This window comes from Methylobacterium komagatae, from assembly GCF_042661665.1.
Classification (GTDB): domain Bacteria; phylum Pseudomonadota; class Alphaproteobacteria; order Rhizobiales; family Beijerinckiaceae; genus Methylobacterium; species Methylobacterium komagatae.
Genome location: NZ_JBHSWN010000001.1, coordinates 2,150,093 through 2,167,671, shown reverse-complemented (window position 1 = coordinate 2,167,671; position 17,579 = coordinate 2,150,093). Strand labels below are relative to the sequence as shown.

Annotated in this window: 17 protein-coding genes and 2 pseudogenes; 8 read left to right on the top strand and 11 right to left on the bottom strand. The window is 70.1% G+C overall.

Annotation, left to right across the window (positions count from 1 at the left end; genetic code table 11):
• Positions 1–108 precede the first annotated feature (108 nt).
• Together ACFQE0_RS10585 and ACFQE0_RS10580 are read left to right on the top strand one after the other, a co-directional pair.
• A pseudogene (locus ACFQE0_RS10585) lies at positions 109–423 on the top strand (acyl-CoA dehydrogenase family protein); the annotation flags it as partial.
• Between the two features lie 137 nt (positions 424–560).
• Positions 561–1,139, top strand: a complete 579-nt coding sequence (locus ACFQE0_RS10580) for a class I SAM-dependent DNA methyltransferase (protein WP_116655289.1) — start codon at positions 561–563, stop codon at positions 1,137–1,139.
• Positions 1,140–1,188: 49 nt separating this feature from the next.
• Here ACFQE0_RS10580 and ACFQE0_RS10575 read toward each other — a convergent pair whose 3' ends face one another.
• A complete protein-coding gene (locus tag ACFQE0_RS10575) occupies positions 1,189–1,734 on the bottom strand; it encodes a PAS domain-containing protein (RefSeq protein ID WP_378969355.1) in 546 nt (181 codons plus the stop codon).
• A gap of 494 nt (positions 1,735–2,228) precedes the next feature.
• On the opposite strand from ACFQE0_RS10575, the gene ACFQE0_RS10570 reads away from it, so the two are divergent.
• The gene (locus ACFQE0_RS10570; protein WP_116655292.1) at positions 2,229–2,513 is read left to right on the top strand and encodes a hypothetical protein; all 285 of its coding nucleotides are present in this window, start codon (positions 2,229–2,231) and stop codon (positions 2,511–2,513) included.
• Between the two features lie 16 nt (positions 2,514–2,529).
• On the opposite strand, the gene ACFQE0_RS10565 is transcribed toward ACFQE0_RS10570, so the two are convergent.
• The 4 genes from ACFQE0_RS10565 to ACFQE0_RS10550 form a co-directional block, all read right to left on the bottom strand.
• Positions 2,530–3,312: a hypothetical protein gene (locus ACFQE0_RS10565; RefSeq protein ID WP_246730632.1), complete on the bottom strand. Its 783-nt coding sequence runs from the start codon at positions 3,310–3,312 to the stop codon at positions 2,530–2,532.
• A complete protein-coding gene (locus ACFQE0_RS10560; protein ID WP_246730634.1) occupies positions 3,264–3,737 on the bottom strand; it encodes a hypothetical protein in 474 nt (157 codons plus the stop codon). Before ACFQE0_RS10560 ends, ACFQE0_RS10565 begins: the two co-directional genes overlap by 49 nt.
• A 738-nt stretch (positions 3,738–4,475) precedes the next feature.
• A complete protein-coding gene (locus ACFQE0_RS10555; protein WP_116655294.1) occupies positions 4,476–5,144 on the bottom strand; it encodes a uracil-DNA glycosylase in 669 nt (222 codons plus the stop codon).
• Positions 5,141–6,292, bottom strand: coding sequence for a nucleoside triphosphate pyrophosphohydrolase family protein (locus tag ACFQE0_RS10550; RefSeq protein WP_116655295.1), 1,152 nt, complete (start codon positions 6,290–6,292; stop codon positions 5,141–5,143). Before ACFQE0_RS10550 ends, ACFQE0_RS10555 begins: the two co-directional genes overlap by 4 nt.
• Before the next feature lie 206 nt (positions 6,293–6,498).
• Here ACFQE0_RS10550 and ACFQE0_RS10545 point away from each other — a divergent pair, with 206 nt between their 5' ends.
• Positions 6,499–7,020 carry a hypothetical protein gene (locus ACFQE0_RS10545; protein WP_116655296.1) on the top strand — a complete coding sequence of 174 codons (522 nt, stop codon included), beginning with the start codon at positions 6,499–6,501 and terminating at the stop codon, positions 7,018–7,020.
• 7 nt (positions 7,021–7,027) lie between these two features.
• Positions 7,028–7,621 (top strand): Nmad2 family putative nucleotide modification protein, encoded by a 594-nt coding sequence (locus tag ACFQE0_RS10540; protein ID WP_116655297.1) that lies wholly within the window; start codon positions 7,028–7,030, stop codon positions 7,619–7,621.
• Positions 7,622–8,244: 623 nt separating this feature from the next.
• On the opposite strand, the pseudogene ACFQE0_RS10535 reads toward ACFQE0_RS10540, so the two are convergent.
• The 3 genes and pseudogenes from ACFQE0_RS10535 to ACFQE0_RS10525 all read right to left on the bottom strand — a co-directional run bounded on the left by ACFQE0_RS10535 (position 8,245) and on the right by ACFQE0_RS10525 (position 13,151).
• Positions 8,245–11,537, bottom strand: a pseudogene (locus ACFQE0_RS10535) (efflux RND transporter permease subunit).
• Between the two features lie 3 nt (positions 11,538–11,540).
• On the bottom strand, positions 11,541–12,707 hold the full coding sequence (locus tag ACFQE0_RS10530; RefSeq protein WP_378969350.1) for an efflux RND transporter periplasmic adaptor subunit: 1,167 nt from the start codon (positions 12,705–12,707) through the stop codon (positions 11,541–11,543).
• A gap of 132 nt (positions 12,708–12,839) precedes the next feature.
• The gene (locus ACFQE0_RS10525; protein WP_053620323.1) at positions 12,840–13,151 is read right to left on the bottom strand and encodes a hypothetical protein; all 312 of its coding nucleotides are present in this window, start codon (positions 13,149–13,151) and stop codon (positions 12,840–12,842) included.
• Between the two features lie 107 nt (positions 13,152–13,258).
• Between ACFQE0_RS10525 and ACFQE0_RS10520 the strand changes: the two genes are divergently transcribed.
• Positions 13,259–13,531 (top strand): metal-sensing transcriptional repressor, encoded by a 273-nt coding sequence (locus ACFQE0_RS10520; protein ID WP_050735142.1) that lies wholly within the window; start codon positions 13,259–13,261, stop codon positions 13,529–13,531.
• An 8-nt stretch (positions 13,532–13,539) separates the two neighbouring features.
• Entirely contained in the window at positions 13,540–14,874 is a 1,335-nt protein-coding gene (locus ACFQE0_RS10515) for an MFS transporter (RefSeq protein ID WP_053620388.1), read from the top strand.
• Between the two features lie 299 nt (positions 14,875–15,173).
• Here the strand turns inward: ACFQE0_RS10515 and ACFQE0_RS10510 are convergent, their stop codons facing one another.
• The gene (locus ACFQE0_RS10510; protein ID WP_116655299.1) at positions 15,174–16,298 is read right to left on the bottom strand and encodes a nickel/cobalt efflux transporter; all 1,125 of its coding nucleotides are present in this window, start codon (positions 16,296–16,298) and stop codon (positions 15,174–15,176) included.
• A gap of 13 nt (positions 16,299–16,311) precedes the next feature.
• The gene (locus ACFQE0_RS10505; protein ID WP_050735140.1) at positions 16,312–16,590 is read right to left on the bottom strand and encodes a metal/formaldehyde-sensitive transcriptional repressor; all 279 of its coding nucleotides are present in this window, start codon (positions 16,588–16,590) and stop codon (positions 16,312–16,314) included.
• 87 nt (positions 16,591–16,677) lie between these two features.
• On the opposite strand from ACFQE0_RS10505, the gene ACFQE0_RS10500 reads away from it, so the two are divergent.
• Positions 16,678–16,893, top strand: a complete 216-nt coding sequence (locus tag ACFQE0_RS10500) for a DUF1289 domain-containing protein (RefSeq protein ID WP_050735139.1) — start codon at positions 16,678–16,680, stop codon at positions 16,891–16,893.
• Positions 16,894–16,971: 78 nt separating this feature from the next.
• Here the strand turns inward: ACFQE0_RS10500 and ACFQE0_RS10495 are convergent, their stop codons facing one another.
• Positions 16,972–17,196 carry a hypothetical protein gene (locus ACFQE0_RS10495; RefSeq protein WP_133250860.1) on the bottom strand — a complete coding sequence of 75 codons (225 nt, stop codon included), beginning with the start codon at positions 17,194–17,196 and terminating at the stop codon, positions 16,972–16,974.
• Positions 17,197–17,579: the final 383 nt, after the last annotated feature.

The following is a 17,579-nucleotide window of genomic DNA, read 5'->3' as shown; positions in this document are numbered from 1 at the left end:
CCATGGAGGTGAAGCGCTGGCTGCAACGAGCAGGCGCCAATCCTGGGCGCTTGGGACGACTACCACCGCCAGCCGACGTTCTCGGGCGGTGCTTCGCGCTTCGCGGCGGTGCAGCTCGGCGGCATCGAGGCGGTGTTCTACGCATGGCGGAGGCATCTCGCCGAGACCGGCCGAGGCAGTGACCCGCACCAGCTCGCACGCCTCGGCGAGGGTGCCATCGCGGTCGAGAGCGCGCGAGGCTGGGTCGAGCGTGCGGCCCGGACCGTTACCGAGGACGAACTCACCCCCGAGCGCATTGTCGCCTTCGTCAACTTGGCCAGGTTGGCCATCGATCGAGCTGGCATAGAAGTTCTGCAACTCGCCCACCGCTCCGTCGGCTTACAGGGCTTCCTGCGCGAGCACCCCCTGGAGCGGCTCTCGCGCGACCTCACCACCTACCTGCGCCAGCCCGCGCCGGACCGGGCGCTCACGACGGCGGCCGCCGAGATCCTGGAAGCCCGCGGCGCTGCGGGAGATCTGTTCGAGGCGGGAGCCGCGCGACGACCCGGTACGTCCATTCCCTGCCGGCGAGCTACTTCGACGAGCGCTACGCCGAAAACCCGGACCCCTGGGAGTTCGAGACCAGCGACTACGAGCGGGCGAAGTACGCGGCCACTCGCGCCGCGCTGCCACAGGCTCGGTACGCTTCCGCGCTGGAGGTCGGCTGCTCCATCGGCGTACTGACCGAGGCGTCTGGCGAGCGGTGCGATGCCCTCGTGAGCCTCGACCTGGCCGAGCGCGCCCTGTCGCGGGCGCGCGAGCGGTGCCGGGACTTGTCGCATGTACGTTTCGAGCTCGCGCAGGTGCCCGGACAATGGCCGGGGAACTCGTTCGACCTGATCCTGCTGTCGGAGGTCGTCTACTACCTCGATGCAGGGGACCTAACGCGCTTGGTGGACCGTGTCCAAGGCTGTCTTCGGCCAGGCGGTGACGTGGTGTTGGTTCATCGGACGGGTGAAACGCATTATCCGCTCACCGGAGACGAGGCCGCTGAACGCTTCATCGATGGCACGCGAGCGTTCCTGCGTGTCTTCGGCCAGTCCAGGACGGACAAGTACCGGCTCGATGTGCCGGCTCGCCACGAAGACGCGCGGCCCTAGGCTTCAGCTTGACGGCGGGACGCTCGGAACAGGTCTTGAGTGCGACCGGTCAATGTAGGAGGCCAGATGCATCCCTCTGGGCTTCCTGACGCGCAATCTCGCGCCCGACGTCGCACAGGGCATCATCGATCTGGGGCAGGAGCCATTCGGCGGCATCGACGGCCGACGAGCGGGCTCTCAACAGGTGGTCCGCGAGCAGGTCGAGCTTCGACATGGGTGCGAACTCGCCTGTCGGTTGCACCACCCGGTAATGGCGCAGCTCCGCGTCCGCTATGAGGTCCTGCCCGCTCTCCAGCCTGCTGACGATGCCGAGAAAGCCGATGAACGCCGCGCCTTTCGGGGCGAACGAGGGGGCGGCCGCACCTGCCACCCACATGTGGTCGCCGGTGTATCGCCGCAGCCGGTAGCGCAGCGTGAAGGTGCATCGGTGCTCGAAGGCTTGCAGGAACGCGCCACATATCATGTCCCGCTCTTCGGGATGCACCGCCTCCAACCATCCGAGGCCTAAGCTTTCCGATGGCGGCTGGCCCGTGACGGCGGACCATTCCTCGCAAATGTAAGTGACGCATCTATCGAGTTCCGCGGCCCAGATCATGGCGACGTCTCCCTTCCGGTGGCAGAATTAACCTGCCGGAGGAGGCTGTCCATCCCGGAAGCCGGTAGTCCGGCGCGCCTCAGATTGCCCGCATTTGGAGAATTTTCTTTTACAGGAAGACCAACGCCAAGCTTGAGCCGATGACTTCGCGTCCGCTATCCGGCACCGAAACCGGTCGCCTTCTACTGGAGCGGATCGCGGCTGCGCTCGATCTCCCGGTGGGCATGTTCCTCGACGTCGAGCCCGAGGGGGGCCGACGGAGCAAGCCGGCAGCACGCTCGCCGAGCAGCTCCTGGTCTTGGCCGACCTCTTCAAAAGGATCGACGACCCGAAGGTACGAGGCGAATGCCTCGATTTCGTGCGGAAACGACTGGAGCGATGATGAGACCCCGGTGACGGGGATTATTGCGGCGCACACCATGAATGCCGATGAACGATTTCACGTGTCCCGGCGTTGATCGACGTAGAACGCTTTATATCCTGGAGAAACGCCCATGTTGACGCGGACACTCAGCCTCGCAACGCTGTTTTCGCTTGCTCTTTCAGGGTCTGTCTTTGCGCAGACGCCCGCCGGCGGCGGTCGTACGGAAGGCAATATGAACAATCCCGGCAGCGTGAAGAGCAATTCCGAAAAGGCCGCGGAACGGACGGGCTCGACGGGTTCGGGAATGGCTCCGGGCACCAGTGGCGGCCCTCGCGTCAGCACGCCCGGCGCCCCGGCCGGCAGCAGCATGGGGAACGGGGCGACCGGCAGTGGCGCGGCGCCGAGCGGCAAGTAGCCTAGAGCGCCCTGCATCATGACGATGGCGCGGCGTCCGCCTTTGACGTCGCCCGGCCAAGGCGGCACTCTGAACCGTCCTCACGAGGGACACCCGCCGGCCCGGTCCGAGCAGACCCCCGGCCTAATGGGTCGGGCCGGTGGGCCTTGTTGACGCCTGGCTGTTCTGGACCTCCCCGGCCCACGCAGGGCGGTTCGGATTGGCGGCTTCGCCGGGGAGTGCAGGGGACAGCCGGGAGTTGGTTGAGTAAGATTTCGAGGGTAGCGGGTGCCGCGTAGCGTTCCCCGGAACGCGTTACATGTCCGGGGCACGAGGCAGAGGCCTCAGCGCCGCCGGGCGGCCCTGGCGTCGCGGGCCACGGGCGGTCTTTCCGTGATCCGCCGGCATGCGGGCCCATGCGGCGTCGGTCGTGCTCGATGGCGAACACGTGGGCGTAGAGGTTGGCCAACCAGCCGCGCCCCTCGACCGTCAGGTCTGAGAAGCAGGCCGCGTCCCTGATGACCGGCTCGACCTTCGCCCAGAAGAACGCCGGGTAACGCTCTGCCAGGTCGGCCGGGCTGCCGTATCCCAGCTGGCGGTCGAGGCCGACTTCGGCGAACTCGTGGAACAAGGCGTTCAGCTTGCGCGGGTAGAGCGGGTCGCCGAGTTGCCCGATCAGGTCCGCGGCTCGCAGCCGGCCCGCTTCCGTGCCGGTCTCGCGGTGCTCGTCGTCCTCCGGCACGGGAAAGCGGGTCAGCTCGATGGCACGGATCACCCGTCCCGCGTCGACGAGGTCGTGCGTGCCGAAGCGTTCCCGCACCGCCAGCTTCGAACGTTCGATGTGGTAGGGCGCCCACGCCGCTTCCGAGGCGCCGCGCGACGGCTCACGGTCGTGCCCTGCGCGTCGATGACGAAGGCGTTCGCCCGGTCGCCCGAGCAGACCCCGCGCACGTAGCCGATGTCGTGGTAGAGGGCGGCCACGATCATGTGCAGCCAGTCCTCCGGCGTGACGCCCTGCTGCAGGAAGCGCCCGCGCAGTTTATCCTGGGCGACGAGGGTGACGAGGGTCGTATGGTCGCCGTCGTGGTAGAGCGCGTCGCTGCCGACGGTGCCCTCGATCATGAGGCGCGCGGAAGCCTCGATGATTTCGGCGTAGCGCGGGTCACGGCTGCCGAAGGTGTGTCGGTAGGTGAGCGCGGGGTGCTCGCCCAGGGCGTTGGCCACGACCTTCGTCATATCGAACATGACAGGCACCTGGCGTCGGGACGGGACGCCGGCGTGCGGTGGTGCGCCTGCCGGCTCGGAGTGACTTATGTGGGCCTGTGAGTATCCCGCACCCTCGCCGCCGGTATGCGCCACCCTCCCGCAGGAAACAGGGGCAACGCTCCTGATGAAGGTACCGATTCGTTCGTCAGAAGGCCACCGGGCGAGTTGACCGGGTTTCCCCGTGAGTTTGGCAAGCCTAGCCCCGATGCGGTCCTGCCAAGCCTGCAAATCCAACGGCCGGTAAGCCCCCTTTCGCTAGGGAGCGCTTCCTGCGGGCACGCTGGATCGATGCTCATGACATAGCGGTCGTGAAACCTGGCGGCCACGGTTCAGGCCGACGGCAGGGAACTCGGCGGCGCCATCGATAGGCCGGCGCCGCAGGGGAAGACGAGGCGCCCGGCTTTCATGGAGGCAGCAATCGCGCACGAACCGCCGCGTCCAAACCGCCCCCTTCGTCCGCCGGATCTTCGCCAAGGCGATAGACCGAAGGCACGCCTGAGGTAAAGCAAGGTGATCCGGCTTCCCGTTGCCCGCCCCTAGGGTTCACCGGTGCGTCGCACCCTGGAAGTCTCGCCGGCATAGGTGCGCGTGACCGCCGGGGCGATGGGAAGGTTCGAGGCGTCTCATCCCGGGCCAGCATACGAACACGTGCTGGTGCATCATGCCTGACCTGGAGGGCCGCCAGACCAACGCCGGGAAGATCCGGCTGCGGTTTCCTTACGGCAGCGTGAGTTGCACCGCGTGCGGAGCTCTGGCGGGTAGGCCGTACAACTCGCCCATTCGGGCGATGAACTCGGTCTGCCCTCCGTAGCTGGGGTGGCGGACCCGCTCGGCCTTCATGCCCAAGTCCGCCAGGGCCGCCTCCGCGTCCCTGCCAATGGCGACCAAGGCTCTGGGCCGCAGTTCCGACACGAGCCATTCGAGGAGGTGGCGGGACGCCTGCCGTTCCCGACGGGTGTGGCAGCGATTGGACAGCGGGTCGCCCGACGCGTGCGGATGGAGCGGGAAGACGTTCCAGAGGAAGATCGGACGCCGCAGGTCCCGGAGAACCTGCCAGATCACCGTCGCCGTGCGCTCGGTCATCGCGGGCCCGCGGGTGGCGCGCGCGAGCGGCAGCTGTCCGTAGAGACCGGCATGGGCGGAGAGGTGGGCCTCGTCCGTGAGCGCCAGCCCCGTGCGCCGCCCGCCGCGGTACCCGAGGTCGCGCGCGATCCAGATCGAGTCGACACCTCCGGCGAGCGCCGCCTCCAGGACGAGGCGCAGGTTCTCCCGCCGGACCTGAGGCGCATCGACGCCGTCGTGGTCCGGGCAGGCCTCGGCGTAGGGGTTGAAGGTGTCGCTGAAGCGAAGCGCCGCGAGGGCCTCGATGAAGGCGCCAGGTGTCATGTCGGCAGGTCCTCGACCAGCATCTTCCGCCCGACCAGATCGAGACGAAGGCGCCCGCGGCGCTTCTCCCGCAAGAAACGAAACGCTTCGTTACCGGCGAGGATGGCCTCTTCCCAAAGCCAGAGCGGGCAGGCCTCGACCTCGTAGCCGCGCACGAATTGCCTCACCGATTTCAGGAAGGCGAAGCCTAGGTCGCCCGGGCGCTGACCTTCGAAGAAGCCGAGCTGCTTCGCCTCACCGAAGACGAAGGTCGCCACGCCCTCCTCGATCAGGATCGCGCGCGCCCCGTCCTGCCCCTCGTCGACGCGGGCCTCGCTTTTCCTCTTCAGGCGGAACAGCGCGCGCGTCACCGGCGACCAGCCGAGGACGGCGGCGTAGGCATAGTGGAAGGCGTCGTGGAACCGGTAATCGTCCGGCTTCATGATGTTGTCGGTCAGGCGATCGCCGATGAAGATGCCGTTGCATCGCTGCACGACGTACCGCCTGTCGTTGCCGCCGGTGCGCTCGAAGATGTCGATGGTCAACGCGCGGGGCAGGCGTTCCTCGTCCGGGAACGCCTCGTCGAACAGCGGCGGGGCCACGCGCGTCGCCGGCCAACGGTCCTCGGCCTTCGCGAGGTTGCGCATGGCGGCCTGCTCCAGGGTGACGCCGGCCTCGTTCGCGGCCGCGACGAGAAGGCCGAACACCGCGGAGAGACGCTCCGGGAGGTCCGGGCTTCCCGCGAGGTCGCCCCGCGCCCCTAGCGCGGCCAGCCGGCCCACGGCCCCGGCCAGCTGTAGCAGGGTGTGCTCGAAGGCGACGGTCGGGACGTGCAAAGGCAAGGCGCGCTGCGGCTGCACGTCCGCGAAGGTCGGCTCGGGTCCCCCGGCGACGTCGCGGCCGGCGAGATCCCCCAAGCGCAGCCCGGCGTGATCGGCGATCACCGCCAGGTACCAGAGCGCGTCGCCCATCTCCTCGACGACGCTCGCCTCGTAGCCGAGATAGGACCGCGCGTCGCGCTGCTTCTTCTTGGTCTCGCTCAGCAGGCTGCCCGTCTCGCCGAAGAGGCCGAGCACGGCCAGGTCGAGGCCGGTGCCCTTCCCGCGCGTCCGGTCCGTCCGGATCGCCCCGGCTTGATAACCGTTCAGGCTAAGCGGCGCCGTATCCATGTCCCCTCCCCGCTCCGGGTTGGCATATCCTCAGGTTGCCATCGTCGGACCTTTTCGGCGCTCAGTCCAGGGTGCCGGTGCCCACACACGCCGCGGCGGAATCACCCTTGCCATACCGGCCGCGGCTGACCACCTAAACTTTAGTAAGCCAGGCTCCCGGGCGAAATGCGCGACGGAAGGACCTGGGCATTGGGGAGAAGCCGCACATGCCGAAGGTTCGCGTGCTCGGTCCTGTCGATGACGAGGAACGCACGGCCCTGCTCAAGCTCTTGGCCGAGGCGGGCTGCGAGGTCGTGGACGAGGAGGTCGCCGCCGTCGAGCCCGACGAAGGGGACGACGAGGAAGGGGAAGACGACGAGCACGTCGAGGATCCCGTTGCGACGGAAGACGGCGAGCCCGCGGATGACGAGGTCCGGGCCGGTCACGCCGAGACGCCCGACGAGGACTTGGGGGTGATCGTGCTGTCTCCCGATTGCCTCGCGGACGAGGAGCTGGGGCGCGTGATGCAACGGGCCGCCGCCCAGGGTCGTCGCGTCATCGGGATCTGGCCTCCTAGAACCCAGGACGAGACGCTGCCGCGCGCGTTCGAGGATTACGGCGGCGATACCGTCCCCTGGGATGCGGGCAGCCTGCGGGGCGCCTTACCGCGGAGGAACGCGAAGCCCGAGTGGTTGAAGCCCGACGCCCAGCCGCGGGCGGAGCGCCCGACCAAGCGGAACAAGTGCTGAGGCCGGCGTGCGCGTCCACTCCTACGTGATCGACCACGACCTCGGGTTCGCGCCCAATCCGTTTCACCGGGTGTGCACGCTGAGCGCGTGCAAACCCCTGATCCGGCAGCACGCGAGCGTCGGGGACTTCGTGGTCGGGACCGGCTCGATCCCGAACGGGATCAAGGACCGTGTCGTCTATTGGATGCGGGTCGACGAGATCCTCACCTTCGACCGGTACTGGGACGACGCTCGCTTCGGCGCCAAGCGACCCGTGATGTCCGGCAGCCGCATGCAGATCTACGGCGACAACATCTACCGCCGCTCGGCCGACGGCACCTTCGTCCAGGCCGATTCCTTCCATAGCGAGCCCGGGGGCGTCACCAGCCTGCCGAATCTGGTGCGCGACACCGGTCGGACGGACCGGGTGCTTCTCGGGCGCGAGTACGCCTACTGGGGCGGGTCGGGCCCGCTGGTCCCCCAGGGACTGCGCGATCTCGTGCACAGCACGCAGGGCCATCGGAACCAGTTCACGCCCGAGCGGGTGAGCGCCTTCGTGACATGGCTCCGCGGCATGCCGGGCCGCGGCTTCCTGGGTCGGCCGGCGAACTGGCCAGCCTGAGAGCCGAGCGCCCCGGCGCCCCCATCGCCGGCGAGGACGGCCCGCGGACCCGGTCGCGAGGCCGTGGGCGTGACCCGCGGAGAGGCGGCCTCGCCCCGGTCCTTCGGCGACATCGACGCCGCGCGCCGGCTGTCCCCGACGGGCGGCTCGCCTCGGAAGGCGCAGCGCCTGTCGGAATGAGCCTGGCTCAGAGGCCTCTACCGCCGCCGTGCCCCGTGCGATGCCCAGAGGCCCTTGAGTAGAGGCGGCGGGCGGCGACCTTTCATCCGGTCCGGCTGGAAGTCCGGGCGGACAGCCGTTCGTGGCCCTGGATCTGGCCTCGATCCGTCGAGACGCGGCGGCGGCACGCGATCCGAGACAGGGCGTTCCCGAAGGCGTTGGATGGCGGCGGCACGCGTCGGGTTACGCCCTCCCGCCGCGTGGGCGCCGCCTCGTTCGGTCCGGGGCTGCCTCGGTGATGCCGATCCATGCGCGCGGCTGCGCAGGACACGCTCTCATGAAAGCGTGTCCCGTTTTCGGCTCAGCGACAGCGACGCTCTCAACACAGCTTGTCCCGATTTACCCGGAACCTTGTCCCGCCGTGATGCGGTCGCCCTGATCCGACCGCTCGCGAGGCCGTCCGGCTAAGGCGTTCGTGGGTCGGTCCACGCCACGACATGGCCTCGTGGAGCGGACCGGAAGGACGCCTTGGCCTTGCCGAACCGGACGTAGAGCGCCGGAAGGACCAGCAGCGTCAGGACGGTCGCGCTGGCCAAGCCGCCGATGACGACGGTCGCCAGCGGCCGCTGCACCTCCGCACCCGTGCCCGTCGCCAGGGCCATCGGCACGAAGCCCAGGGCGGCGACCAAGGCCGTCATCGCCACCGGCCGCAGCCGGGTCAGGGCGCCCTCGCGGACGGCATCCGGAATCGCCGTTCCCTCCTCCACGAGCGCGCGGATGTGGTTCAGCAGCACCAAGCCGTTCAGGACCGCGACGCCCGAGAGCGCGATGAACCCGACCGCTGCCGAGACCGAGAAGGGCATCTCGCGCAGCCACAGGGCCGCCACGCCGCCGGTCAGGGCCATCGGTACGGCGCTGAACACGATCAGCGCGTCACGCCCGGACCCGAGCGCCCCGAGGAGCAGGATGAAGATCAGCGCGAAGCAGGCCGGCACGACCACCGCCAGGCGCTGGCGGGCGGCCGTCAGGTTCTCGAACTGCCCGCCCCACTTGACCTCGTAACCGGGCGGCAGCCGCACCTCGGCGGCGATGCGCGCCTGCGCCTCGGCCACCAGCGAGCCGATGTCGCGCCCGCGCACGTTTGCGGTGACCACGACGCGGCGGCGGCCGTTCTCGCGGCTCACCTGGTTCGGCCCCTCGCCGAAGGCGAACGAGGCAAGCTGCCGCAGCGGCACGCTCGTCCCGCCGGCCGGCGCGGGAGCGGCCGGGACCCCGGTGCCCGCCCGCGCGGGCGCGGCCTGCGAGGGCGGTAGCGGCACCGGCAGGTTCCTCAGCGCCTCGACGTCGCCCCGGACGTCGTCGGCCAACCGGACCACGATGGCGAAGCGGCGGTCGCCCTCGAACACCAGCCCGGCATCCTTGCCGCCGACCGCCGTGCCGATGACGTCCTGCACGTCCGCCATGCTCAAGCCGCGCCGGGCGATCTCGCGCCGGTCGACCTTGATCTCCAGGAACGGCAGCCCGACCGCCTCCTCGACCTTCACGTCGGCGGCGCCCTCCAGGCTGCGCAGGATGCCCGCGATCTTGCGGGCGCCCTCGACCATCGGGCCGAACTCCTCGCCGAACACCTTCACCGCGAGGTCGTCGCGAACGCCCGCGATCAGCTCGTTGAAGCGCATCTGGATGGGCTGCGAGAACCCGAGGAGCGTGCCCGGGATCAGCTTCGCCTCGGCGTCCATGCGGGCGATCAACGATTCCTTCGCCTCGGACGGGTCCGGCCACTCCGCTTGGGGCCTCAGGATCAGGTAGGTGTCACAGGCGTTCGGCGGCATCGGGTCGGCGGCGATGTCGGGCGTGCCGCAGCGCGAGTAGACGAAGGCCACCTCCGGGAACTTGCTCATGGCGTCCTCGACGCCGAGCTGCATGGCCTGCGACTGCGAGATGGCCGTCGAGGGGATGCGTCGCGCCTCCATGACGATGTTCTTCTCGTCGAGCGTCGGGGTGAACTCCTGGCCGAGCCGCGTCGCCAGGGCCCCGGCCAGCCCGATGACGACCACCGCGCCGCCTATGAAAGCCAAGGGCGTCCGGACCGCCCCGCCCAGCACCGGTCGATAGGCGGCCTTCAGTCCTCGGATCAGCAGGTTGTCGCCCTCGCCGACCCGCCCGGTGATGAAGGTCGCGACCATCGCCGGGACGAAGGTCAGGGACAGCACGAAGGCCGCCACGAGCGCGATCAGCACCGTCAGCGCCATGGGTGCGAAGGTCTTGCCCTCCACGCCGGTGAAGGTCAGCAGCGGCACGTAGACCAGGATGATGATGGCCTGCCCGTAGACGCTCGGCTTGATCATCTCCTCGGCCGAGACGCGCACGGTCTCCAGCCGCTCGTCCAGGCTCAGCTTCCGTCCCAGCGCGTGCTGCCGCTCCGCCAGGTGCCGCAGGCTGTTCTCGGCGATGATGACCGCGCCGTCGACGATGAGCCCGAAGTCGAGCGCGCCGAGGCTCATCAGGTTGGCGCTGATGCGGCCCGCGAGCATGCCGGTCGCCGTCAGCATCATGGCGACGGGGATGACGAGGGCCGTGATGATCGCCGCGCGGATGTTGCCCAGCGCCAGGAACAGCACCGCGACGACCAGCAGCGCCCCCTCGGCCAGGTTCCTCGACACCGTCCGGATCGTGGCGTCGACGAGGTCGGTCCGGCTGAGCAGCGTCCGGGCCTGGATGCCCGGCGGGAGGAGCTTGTTGATCTCCTTGATCTTGGCGTCCGCGGCCGCCGAGACGGTTCGGCTGTTCTCGCCGATGAGCATGAGGGCGGTGCCCAGCACGACCTCGCGGCCGTTCTCGCTGGCCGAGCCGGTCCGGGCTCGCGGCCGATCCCGACCTCGGCGACGTCCCTCACCAGGATCGGTATCCCGGCCCGGGTCGCCACGACGACGTCGCGGATCTGGTCGACGTTCTCGATCAGTCCTCCGGCCCGGACGACATAGCCCTCGCCGTTGCGCTCGACGTAGTTGGCGCCCCGGGTCACGTTGTTGGCTCCGATGGCCCGGGTCAGGTCGGCGAAGCCCAGGCCGTAGCCGACGAGCTTCATCGGGTCGGGCTTGACCTGGTACTCCTTGACGAAGCCGCCGATGGCGTCGGCGCCGGCCACGCCCGGCACGCTCTTCATCTGTGGCCGGATGATCCAATCCTGGACCGTGCGCAGGTAGACCGTGCGCTCGAAGTCGGACCTCAGCCGCTCGCCCTCGGGCGTCAGGTAGCTGCCGTCCGACTGCCAGCCCGGCAGGCCATCGCGGACCGGGGCGCCGTCGCCGGCGGCCTGGTACTCGACCGCCCACCAGTAGATCTCGCCGAGGCCGGTCGAGATCGGCCCGAGCCTGACCTCGACCCCGGGTGGCAGGGTGTTGCGCACCTCGCCCAGGCGCTCGTTCACCTGTTGCCTGGCGAAGTAGACGTCGACCTTGTCGCTGAACACGGCCGTGAGCTGGGCGAAGCCGTTGCGCGAGAAGGAGCGCAAGCTCTCCAGGCCCGGCGTGCCGGCGAGCGCCCTTTCGACCAGGACCGTGACCTGCTTCTCGATCTCGACCGGCGTCAGCGCCGGCGCGATGGCGTTGACCTGGACCTGGTTGTTGGTGACGTCCGGCACCGCGTCGATGGGCAGCCGCGCGAGCGACCAGGCCCCGAAGGCGGTGGCGATGAGCGTCACCAGGATGACCGCGTAGCGGTTGGCGACGGAGAAGGCGAGGATCGGGCGGATCACGGTTCAGTCCTCCGCCGCGGCCTTGCCGAGCTCGGACTTCAGCGTGAAGGTGTTGGTCACCGCCACGGCCTCGCCGGGCTCCAGCCCCTCCGTCACCTCCACGGCGGCGTCGTCCGACCGCCCGAGCTTCACCGGCCGCGCCTCGAAGCCCGCGGCCACCCGCACGAAGACGTTCGGTCTGCCCTCCAAGGTCTGGATGGCCGAGGCCGGGATGAGCACCCGCACCGGCTTGTCGGAGATCACGATCTCGGCACCCACGAAAGACCCGGGCCGCCAGGTCTCGTCCGGGTTGGCCAGTTCCGCGACGACCCGCGCCGCGCGCGTGGCCTGATCGAGGACGGGCACGATGATGACGATGCGACCGCGCGCGGCCTCGCCGGTCGCCTCGGCCCGCACGGCCACCGTCTGGCCCTCGCGGACCAGCGGCAGGTCGCCGGGGCTCACCGCGAGATCGACCCAGACCGTCGACAGGTCGACGACGCTGTAGAGCTCGGTCTCCAGGTTGTCCCGGCCGACGGCCGCCCCGAGGTCGACGCGCCGCTCCACGACCTTGCCACCGAGCGGCGATCGGATCTCCTGGCGCTCGAACTGCGCCTCCGGCTGGTTCGGCAACGCCTGGATCTCGGCTTGGCTGAGGCCGAGGAAGGTCAGCTTGCGGCGGGCCGCGTCCTCCTTGACCTTCAGGTCCTGGTAGCTCGCCTGCGAGCGCAGGTACTGCTGCTCGGACGAGATGCGCCTGTCCCAGAGCTCCTTGTCGCGCTCGTAGAGCGTCTTCTGCAGGGCGGCCGACACGCGTGCCGCCAAGTATTCCCCCTTGGCGTCGGCGATCTCGCGGCTGTCGAGGAGCGCCACGACCTCGCCCTTGGCGACCTTGTCGCCGAGCCCCTTGCGCAGCTCCACCACCGTGCCGGTGGTCTTCACCGCGATGCGGGCGGTCAGGTTGGCGTTCGGGACGATGGTGCCCGGCACGTGCAGGTGGCGCGAGAGGTTCCCGCCACCAACCCCGTCCGTGCGGATGCCGGCTTTGCCGACTTGGTCGTCCGTCAGCTTGACGAGGCCGGATCTCTCCGGCTCCGGACCGGCCGCCGCGTGCGGTTCGGGCTTGGCGGGCGCGGCGGCCCCCTGGCGCCCGCCAGCATGGTGTGGACCGCATCGGGAGCGCCGGGCCACCAGGTCGCGATCAGGACGCCGCCGGCGAGGGCCAGCAGAACGGGGATGAGACGTCTGGACATGTCGGTGCCATGGACGGGCGGCCGCACGCGCACGGCGCCGTCGTTCGAGGATGGGAAGAGGCGGAAAGCCTCAGGTCCTCGGAGGCTCGAACGGTCCCTGCGCCCCGCCCCCGGCTCGGAAGACGTCGTCCAGGCGGGCGAACGACCGCGCCGCCGACGTGGTCACGCTCGCGGGAGCCTTGGCGGCGACGGGCATCACGCCCTGCGCGTGCGATTGCGCGTGGTGGACCAGGTCATCGGCATCCTGGTGGGCCTTGGCGTCGTCCTGTCCCGCCACCGGCGGCATGGCGAGCGCGACGGGACCGGAGGCCGCGTGCCGGGCCTCGGCGAGCAACGGCATCACCGTCACGGCCGCCAGGAGCAACGCGACGGCCACCGTCATGAGACGCCGTCCGAATGACACCCGACACCCTCTTCCCGGCGAGCGCCGTCCATCTCGGCGCGTCGAACACCCTTCCCTTATCCCCTCCGGGGGGATAGCATGTCAACATGGATCACGTGCACGCCTCCCACCCGGAGATCATCAAGCGGCTGAGGCGCGCCCACGGCCATCTCGCCGGCGTCATCGCGATGATCGAGGAGGGCCGCCCCTGCGTGGACCTCGCCCAGCAGTTGCAGGCGGTCGAGAGCGCCATCGCCAACGCGAAGCGCACGCTGATCGAGGACCACATGGAGCACTGCATCGGCGACGGCGTCGCGGACGGCGGCAAGTCCGCCAAGGCGGCGCTGGCCGAGTTCAAGGCGCTGGCCAAGTACCTGTGAAGGCCCCGATGCTGAGCGTCCTCGCCAACCGCACCTACCGGCACCTGTTCGCCGCGCAGGTCATCGCCCTGATCGGCACCGGCCTGCTGACGGTGGCCCTCGGCCTGCTCGCCTACCGGTTGGCCGGGGCAGAGGCCGGGGCGGTGCTGGGCACGGCGCTCGCCATCAAGATGGTGGCCTACGTGCTGGTGGCGCCCATCGCGAACGCCTTCACCGGGCAGTTGCCCCGCCGCGCTTTCCTGGTTGCGACCGACCTCGTCCGGGCCGGCGTCGCCCTGATCCTGCCCTTCGTCGACCAGGTCTGGCAGGTCTACCTACTGGTGTTCGTGCTGCAAGCCTGCTCGGCGGCCTTCACGCCGACCTTCCAGGCGACCATCCCGGACATCCTCCCGGACGAGCGTGACTACACCCGGGCGCTGTCGCTCTCGCGCCTCGCCTACGACCTGGAGAACCTGCTCAGTCCGACACTGGCCGCCTTGCTGCTGACGGTCATCGACTTCCACTGGCTGTTCGGCGGCACGGTCGTCGGATTCCTGTGTTCGGCCGCCCTGGTCGTCTCGGTGGCGCTCCCGTCCCCGACGCCGCCCGAGCGCCGGGCGGGGGTGTACGAGCGCACCACGCGGGGGCTGCGGATCTACCTCGCCACGCCGCGGCTGCGCGGGCTTCTCGCCCTGAACCTCGCGGTGGCGGCGGCCGGCTCCATGGTCATCGTCAACACGGTGGTGATCGTGCAGGCCCTCCTGCAACGGCCCCAGAACGACGTCGCGGTGGCGCTCGGGCTGTTCGGCGGCGGCTCGATGCTGGCGGCCCTGCTGCTGCCGCGGGTGCTCGACCGGCTGCCCGACCGCACGGTCATGCTCCCGGCGGCGGCGTTCCTCGGCGTCGTGCTGCTCGGCTTCGCCGCCACGACCTGGGGCGGCGTCATCGGCTGGCCTATGCTGCTGGCCGCCTGGCTGGCGCTCGGGATCGGCTACTCCGCCGCGCAGACCCCGACCGGACGGCTGCTCCGGCGCTCCGCGACGCCCGGCGACCGCCCGGCCGTGTTCGCCGCCCAGTTCGCGCTCTCGCATGTCGCCTGGCTCTTGACCTATCCACTTGCCGGCTGGCTCGGCGCGAAGGCGGGCATGCCGGTCACGCTGGCGGTGCTGGGCGCGCTGACCTTGGTCGCCGTCGCCGCGGCGGCGGCGCTCTGGCCGGCCTCGGACCCGGACGTCGTCGAGCACGCGCACCCCGACCTCGAATCTGGCCATCCGCACCTGGACGGCGTCGGGACGCGCCGGCATGCCCACGCCTTCGTCATCGACGACCTGCACCAACGCTGGCCCGCGGCCCGGCCGGGTTGAACCGAGCCGGATGTTCGTCGGGCGCTTCCGTCACGAGGCCGTGGATGCCACGCGCCGCGGCTTCGACCGAATGGCGAAGGTGCGGCGCGATGCGCCGCCGGAACCCCGCCATGCGGGTCTTCGCGGTGGCAGCCCGGTCAGTCCGTCGACTTGCCCCACGCGTCAGGAGGCTCGACCGGTTCGCTCCGAGCGGGCAGCCGCGTCCATCTCGGCCACATCCGCCGATGCACCGGCGCCTCGACGGCTGTGGGCTTTCGCGGCGAGGACCGCCGGGGCGACCAAGCCCGCCGGGACCGCGCTTACGATGGGCTGACCGATGGGACGATCCCGACCGCGTGCGCCGCGGGGTCGGGATGGATGCCCTGCCAGCCAAGCCAGCCGGTGTAGAGGCCGACGAGCACGATCAGGGCTGCCGAGGCGTAGGGCGCCCGACGGGCGAAGGCACCGAACCCGGACCACCGCGACGCGACGTGCTTGACGCTGAGGGCAGCCAGCACCCCGGCCGAGACCATCGTGAGCGCGAGGCCGATGCTGAAGCAGACGACCAGCGCGAAGCCGAGGCTGAACTGCTTGAGCTGGATGCACAGGAGCAGGACGGTGATGGCGGCCGGGCACGGGATCAGGCCGCCGGTCAGCCCGAACAGCACGATCTGTCCAGTCGTCACCTGACGCCCGGCGAAGCGTCGCCGGATGTCCTCCGCATGCGCCCGGGCATGGGCGTCGTCCTCGTCGCCCAGGTTCATGTGACCGTGGTCGTGATCCTGCTCCTCGAACGCGACCTCGTGGGTTTCCGCACCCGCGGGCCCGTCAAGGCGCAGTCGCGCCGTGAAGGCGTGCGGCTCGGGGATCTCCTCCAGGCTCTCCAGGAATTCGCCCCCATCGGCGAAGGCGAACGTCTGCCGCCCGCCGTCCGGACGGACCGTCTCGACGGTGACCGCACCCGGCGCGGGCAGCGGACCCGTCTCGGCCCGGAGGCGCCAGCGCGGCGGCACGCCGTCCTCGTACACCTCCAGCGTCAACCGGCCGTCGCCGGTCACGACGTGCCGGTGCTCGCCATGGTGATGATGGTGACCGTGGTGCTGCTCGCGCCAGGTCCGCCACGCCATCCAGAGCGCGATGCCGACGATGAGCACCGCCGACGCCAGCTGGAAGTACGGCTCGGCCGTCTCGCCACCCCATTCCTGGCCGAGATACTGTCCGCCCAGCGCGATCACCCAGACGACCGCGGTGTGCGAGAGCGTCGCCGCCAGCCCGAGCAGGACCGCCTGCGTGACCGTGCCCCGGACCGCGATGATGAAGGCTGCCATCATCGTCTTCGAATGGCCAGGCTCCAGGCCGTGCAGGGCGCCGAGCAGGATGGCGCTCGGCACGAACAGCCAGGCATGCGCGGTCCCCTGCTGCAGCAGGTCGGCGAACGGGGTCATGGGGCGGCTCTCGTCATTTGAGGTAGGTCCGCACCACCTCGATCAGCTCGGCGGCGCCCCGGGCGCGCTCGGCGTCCGGCTCGGCGTCCGGGTTCACGACGTGGTGGCGGATGTGGTCTTCCATCAGCTCGGCGGTCAGCCCGTTGATCGCCCCGCGCATCGAGGCGACCAGCATCAGCACGTCGGCGCAGCCGTGCTCGGCCTCCAGGGCCCGCTCGACCGCCTCCGCCTGTCCCTTGATCCGGCGCACCCGCGCCAGCAGCTTGGTCCTGTCCTTGATCGTGTGAGCCATGAATGGCGTCCTCGTCCTCGCAATACATAGGGGGGTACCCTATCTGTGTCCAGCGACCGATGCGTCGCGTGGCGGGGAGGCCCTAGCATGAGGAAGGACGACCCCTGCATCGGGGTTTGCCAGTGGGATGGGCGGACCGGCTGGTGCCTCGGTTGCGGCCGCACGGTCCCGGAAATACGCGCGTGGCGGAAGATGACGCCTTACAGGAAGGCCGCCCTCGCTCGCGAACTGCCGCGGCGCGTTCGGCAGGTCGCAGTCGCGCAGGTCGAAGCCGAGCCCGGCAGGACCCCGAGCCGCTCCTAGATCGCAGGATCTGCCGGGCGGAACGGCGGCCCCGGTCAGATCGTCCCGGACATGGGTTTCGTCCAGCCGGACGCCCCGTCAAGCCACCCCGGTGTAGCCGAGCCGGAATCGAAAGGCGTCGTGACCGGTGACCGTCACCACCGCGATTGCGTCCGGCACGTCGGGCGGCATGCGTCGGACGATGCGCTCCATCCCGCAGCAGCAAGCCCGGCGGACGAGGACGGCGAGCCCCGATCCGTTTCCGGCGGTCGCGGTCGCCGTCTTGTTGCGCCGGGACACGCCGGGCCAGACCACGAGGCTCACCAGCCCCGCCGCTGCCGATGCCCGAGGCGCGAACCGAGCCCGCCGGCGTCGATGGGCAGGTGCAAGCCTGACCGCGAGGGTGGACGTCGGCACCGGGGCGGCCTCGCAGGCCGGTGGTGACTTCATAAGCGCGTTGGAGGCCGAACCCGAGCGGCGGCAGGACCGAGATCCGATCCAGCCAATGCCGGGCGATCCGGCAGGTCGCCGCCTGCAGCGCCGCCAGCACCGCGACGTCGGTCGCACCGAGGACGGATCCGAGCGCGAGGCCGCGCCAGCCGAACCGATGGGCCGCCGCCGCGATCACGGTCGCGGCGATGATCCATTCCGTTCACGTGCCCTGGAAGGCGACGGGGTCCCCGAACCAAGACGGCGTCACATCCTTC

What these genes read in the sequence shown, in the direction of transcription:
- ACFQE0_RS10550 (WP_116655295.1), bottom strand. Translation starts at nt 6,292, where the DNA reads ATGGATACGGCGCCGCTTAGCCTGAACGGTTATCAAGCCGGGGCGATC.
- ACFQE0_RS10515 (WP_053620388.1), top strand. Translation starts at nt 13,540, where the DNA reads ATGCTGAGCGTCCTCGCCAACCGCACCTACCGGCACCTGTTCGCCGCG.
- ACFQE0_RS10575 (WP_378969355.1), bottom strand. Translation starts at nt 1,734, where the DNA reads ATGATCTGGGCCGCGGAACTCGATAGATGCGTCACTTACATTTGCGAG.
- ACFQE0_RS10500 (WP_050735139.1), top strand. Translation starts at nt 16,678, where the DNA reads ATGAGGAAGGACGACCCCTGCATCGGGGTTTGCCAGTGGGATGGGCGG.
- ACFQE0_RS10545 (WP_116655296.1), top strand. Translation starts at nt 6,499, where the DNA reads ATGCCGAAGGTTCGCGTGCTCGGTCCTGTCGATGACGAGGAACGCACG.
- ACFQE0_RS10560 (WP_246730634.1), bottom strand. Translation starts at nt 3,737, where the DNA reads ATGTTCGATATGACGAAGGTCGTGGCCAACGCCCTGGGCGAGCACCCC.
- ACFQE0_RS10555 (WP_116655294.1), bottom strand. Translation starts at nt 5,144, where the DNA reads ATGACACCTGGCGCCTTCATCGAGGCCCTCGCGGCGCTTCGCTTCAGC.
- ACFQE0_RS10570 (WP_116655292.1), top strand. Translation starts at nt 2,229, where the DNA reads ATGTTGACGCGGACACTCAGCCTCGCAACGCTGTTTTCGCTTGCTCTT.
- ACFQE0_RS10505 (WP_050735140.1), bottom strand. Translation starts at nt 16,590, where the DNA reads ATGGCTCACACGATCAAGGACAGGACCAAGCTGCTGGCGCGGGTGCGC.
- ACFQE0_RS10520 (WP_050735142.1), top strand. Translation starts at nt 13,259, where the DNA reads ATGGATCACGTGCACGCCTCCCACCCGGAGATCATCAAGCGGCTGAGG.
- ACFQE0_RS10525 (WP_053620323.1), bottom strand. Translation starts at nt 13,151, where the DNA reads ATGACGGTGGCCGTCGCGTTGCTCCTGGCGGCCGTGACGGTGATGCCG.
- ACFQE0_RS10510 (WP_116655299.1), bottom strand. Translation starts at nt 16,298, where the DNA reads ATGACCCCGTTCGCCGACCTGCTGCAGCAGGGGACCGCGCATGCCTGG.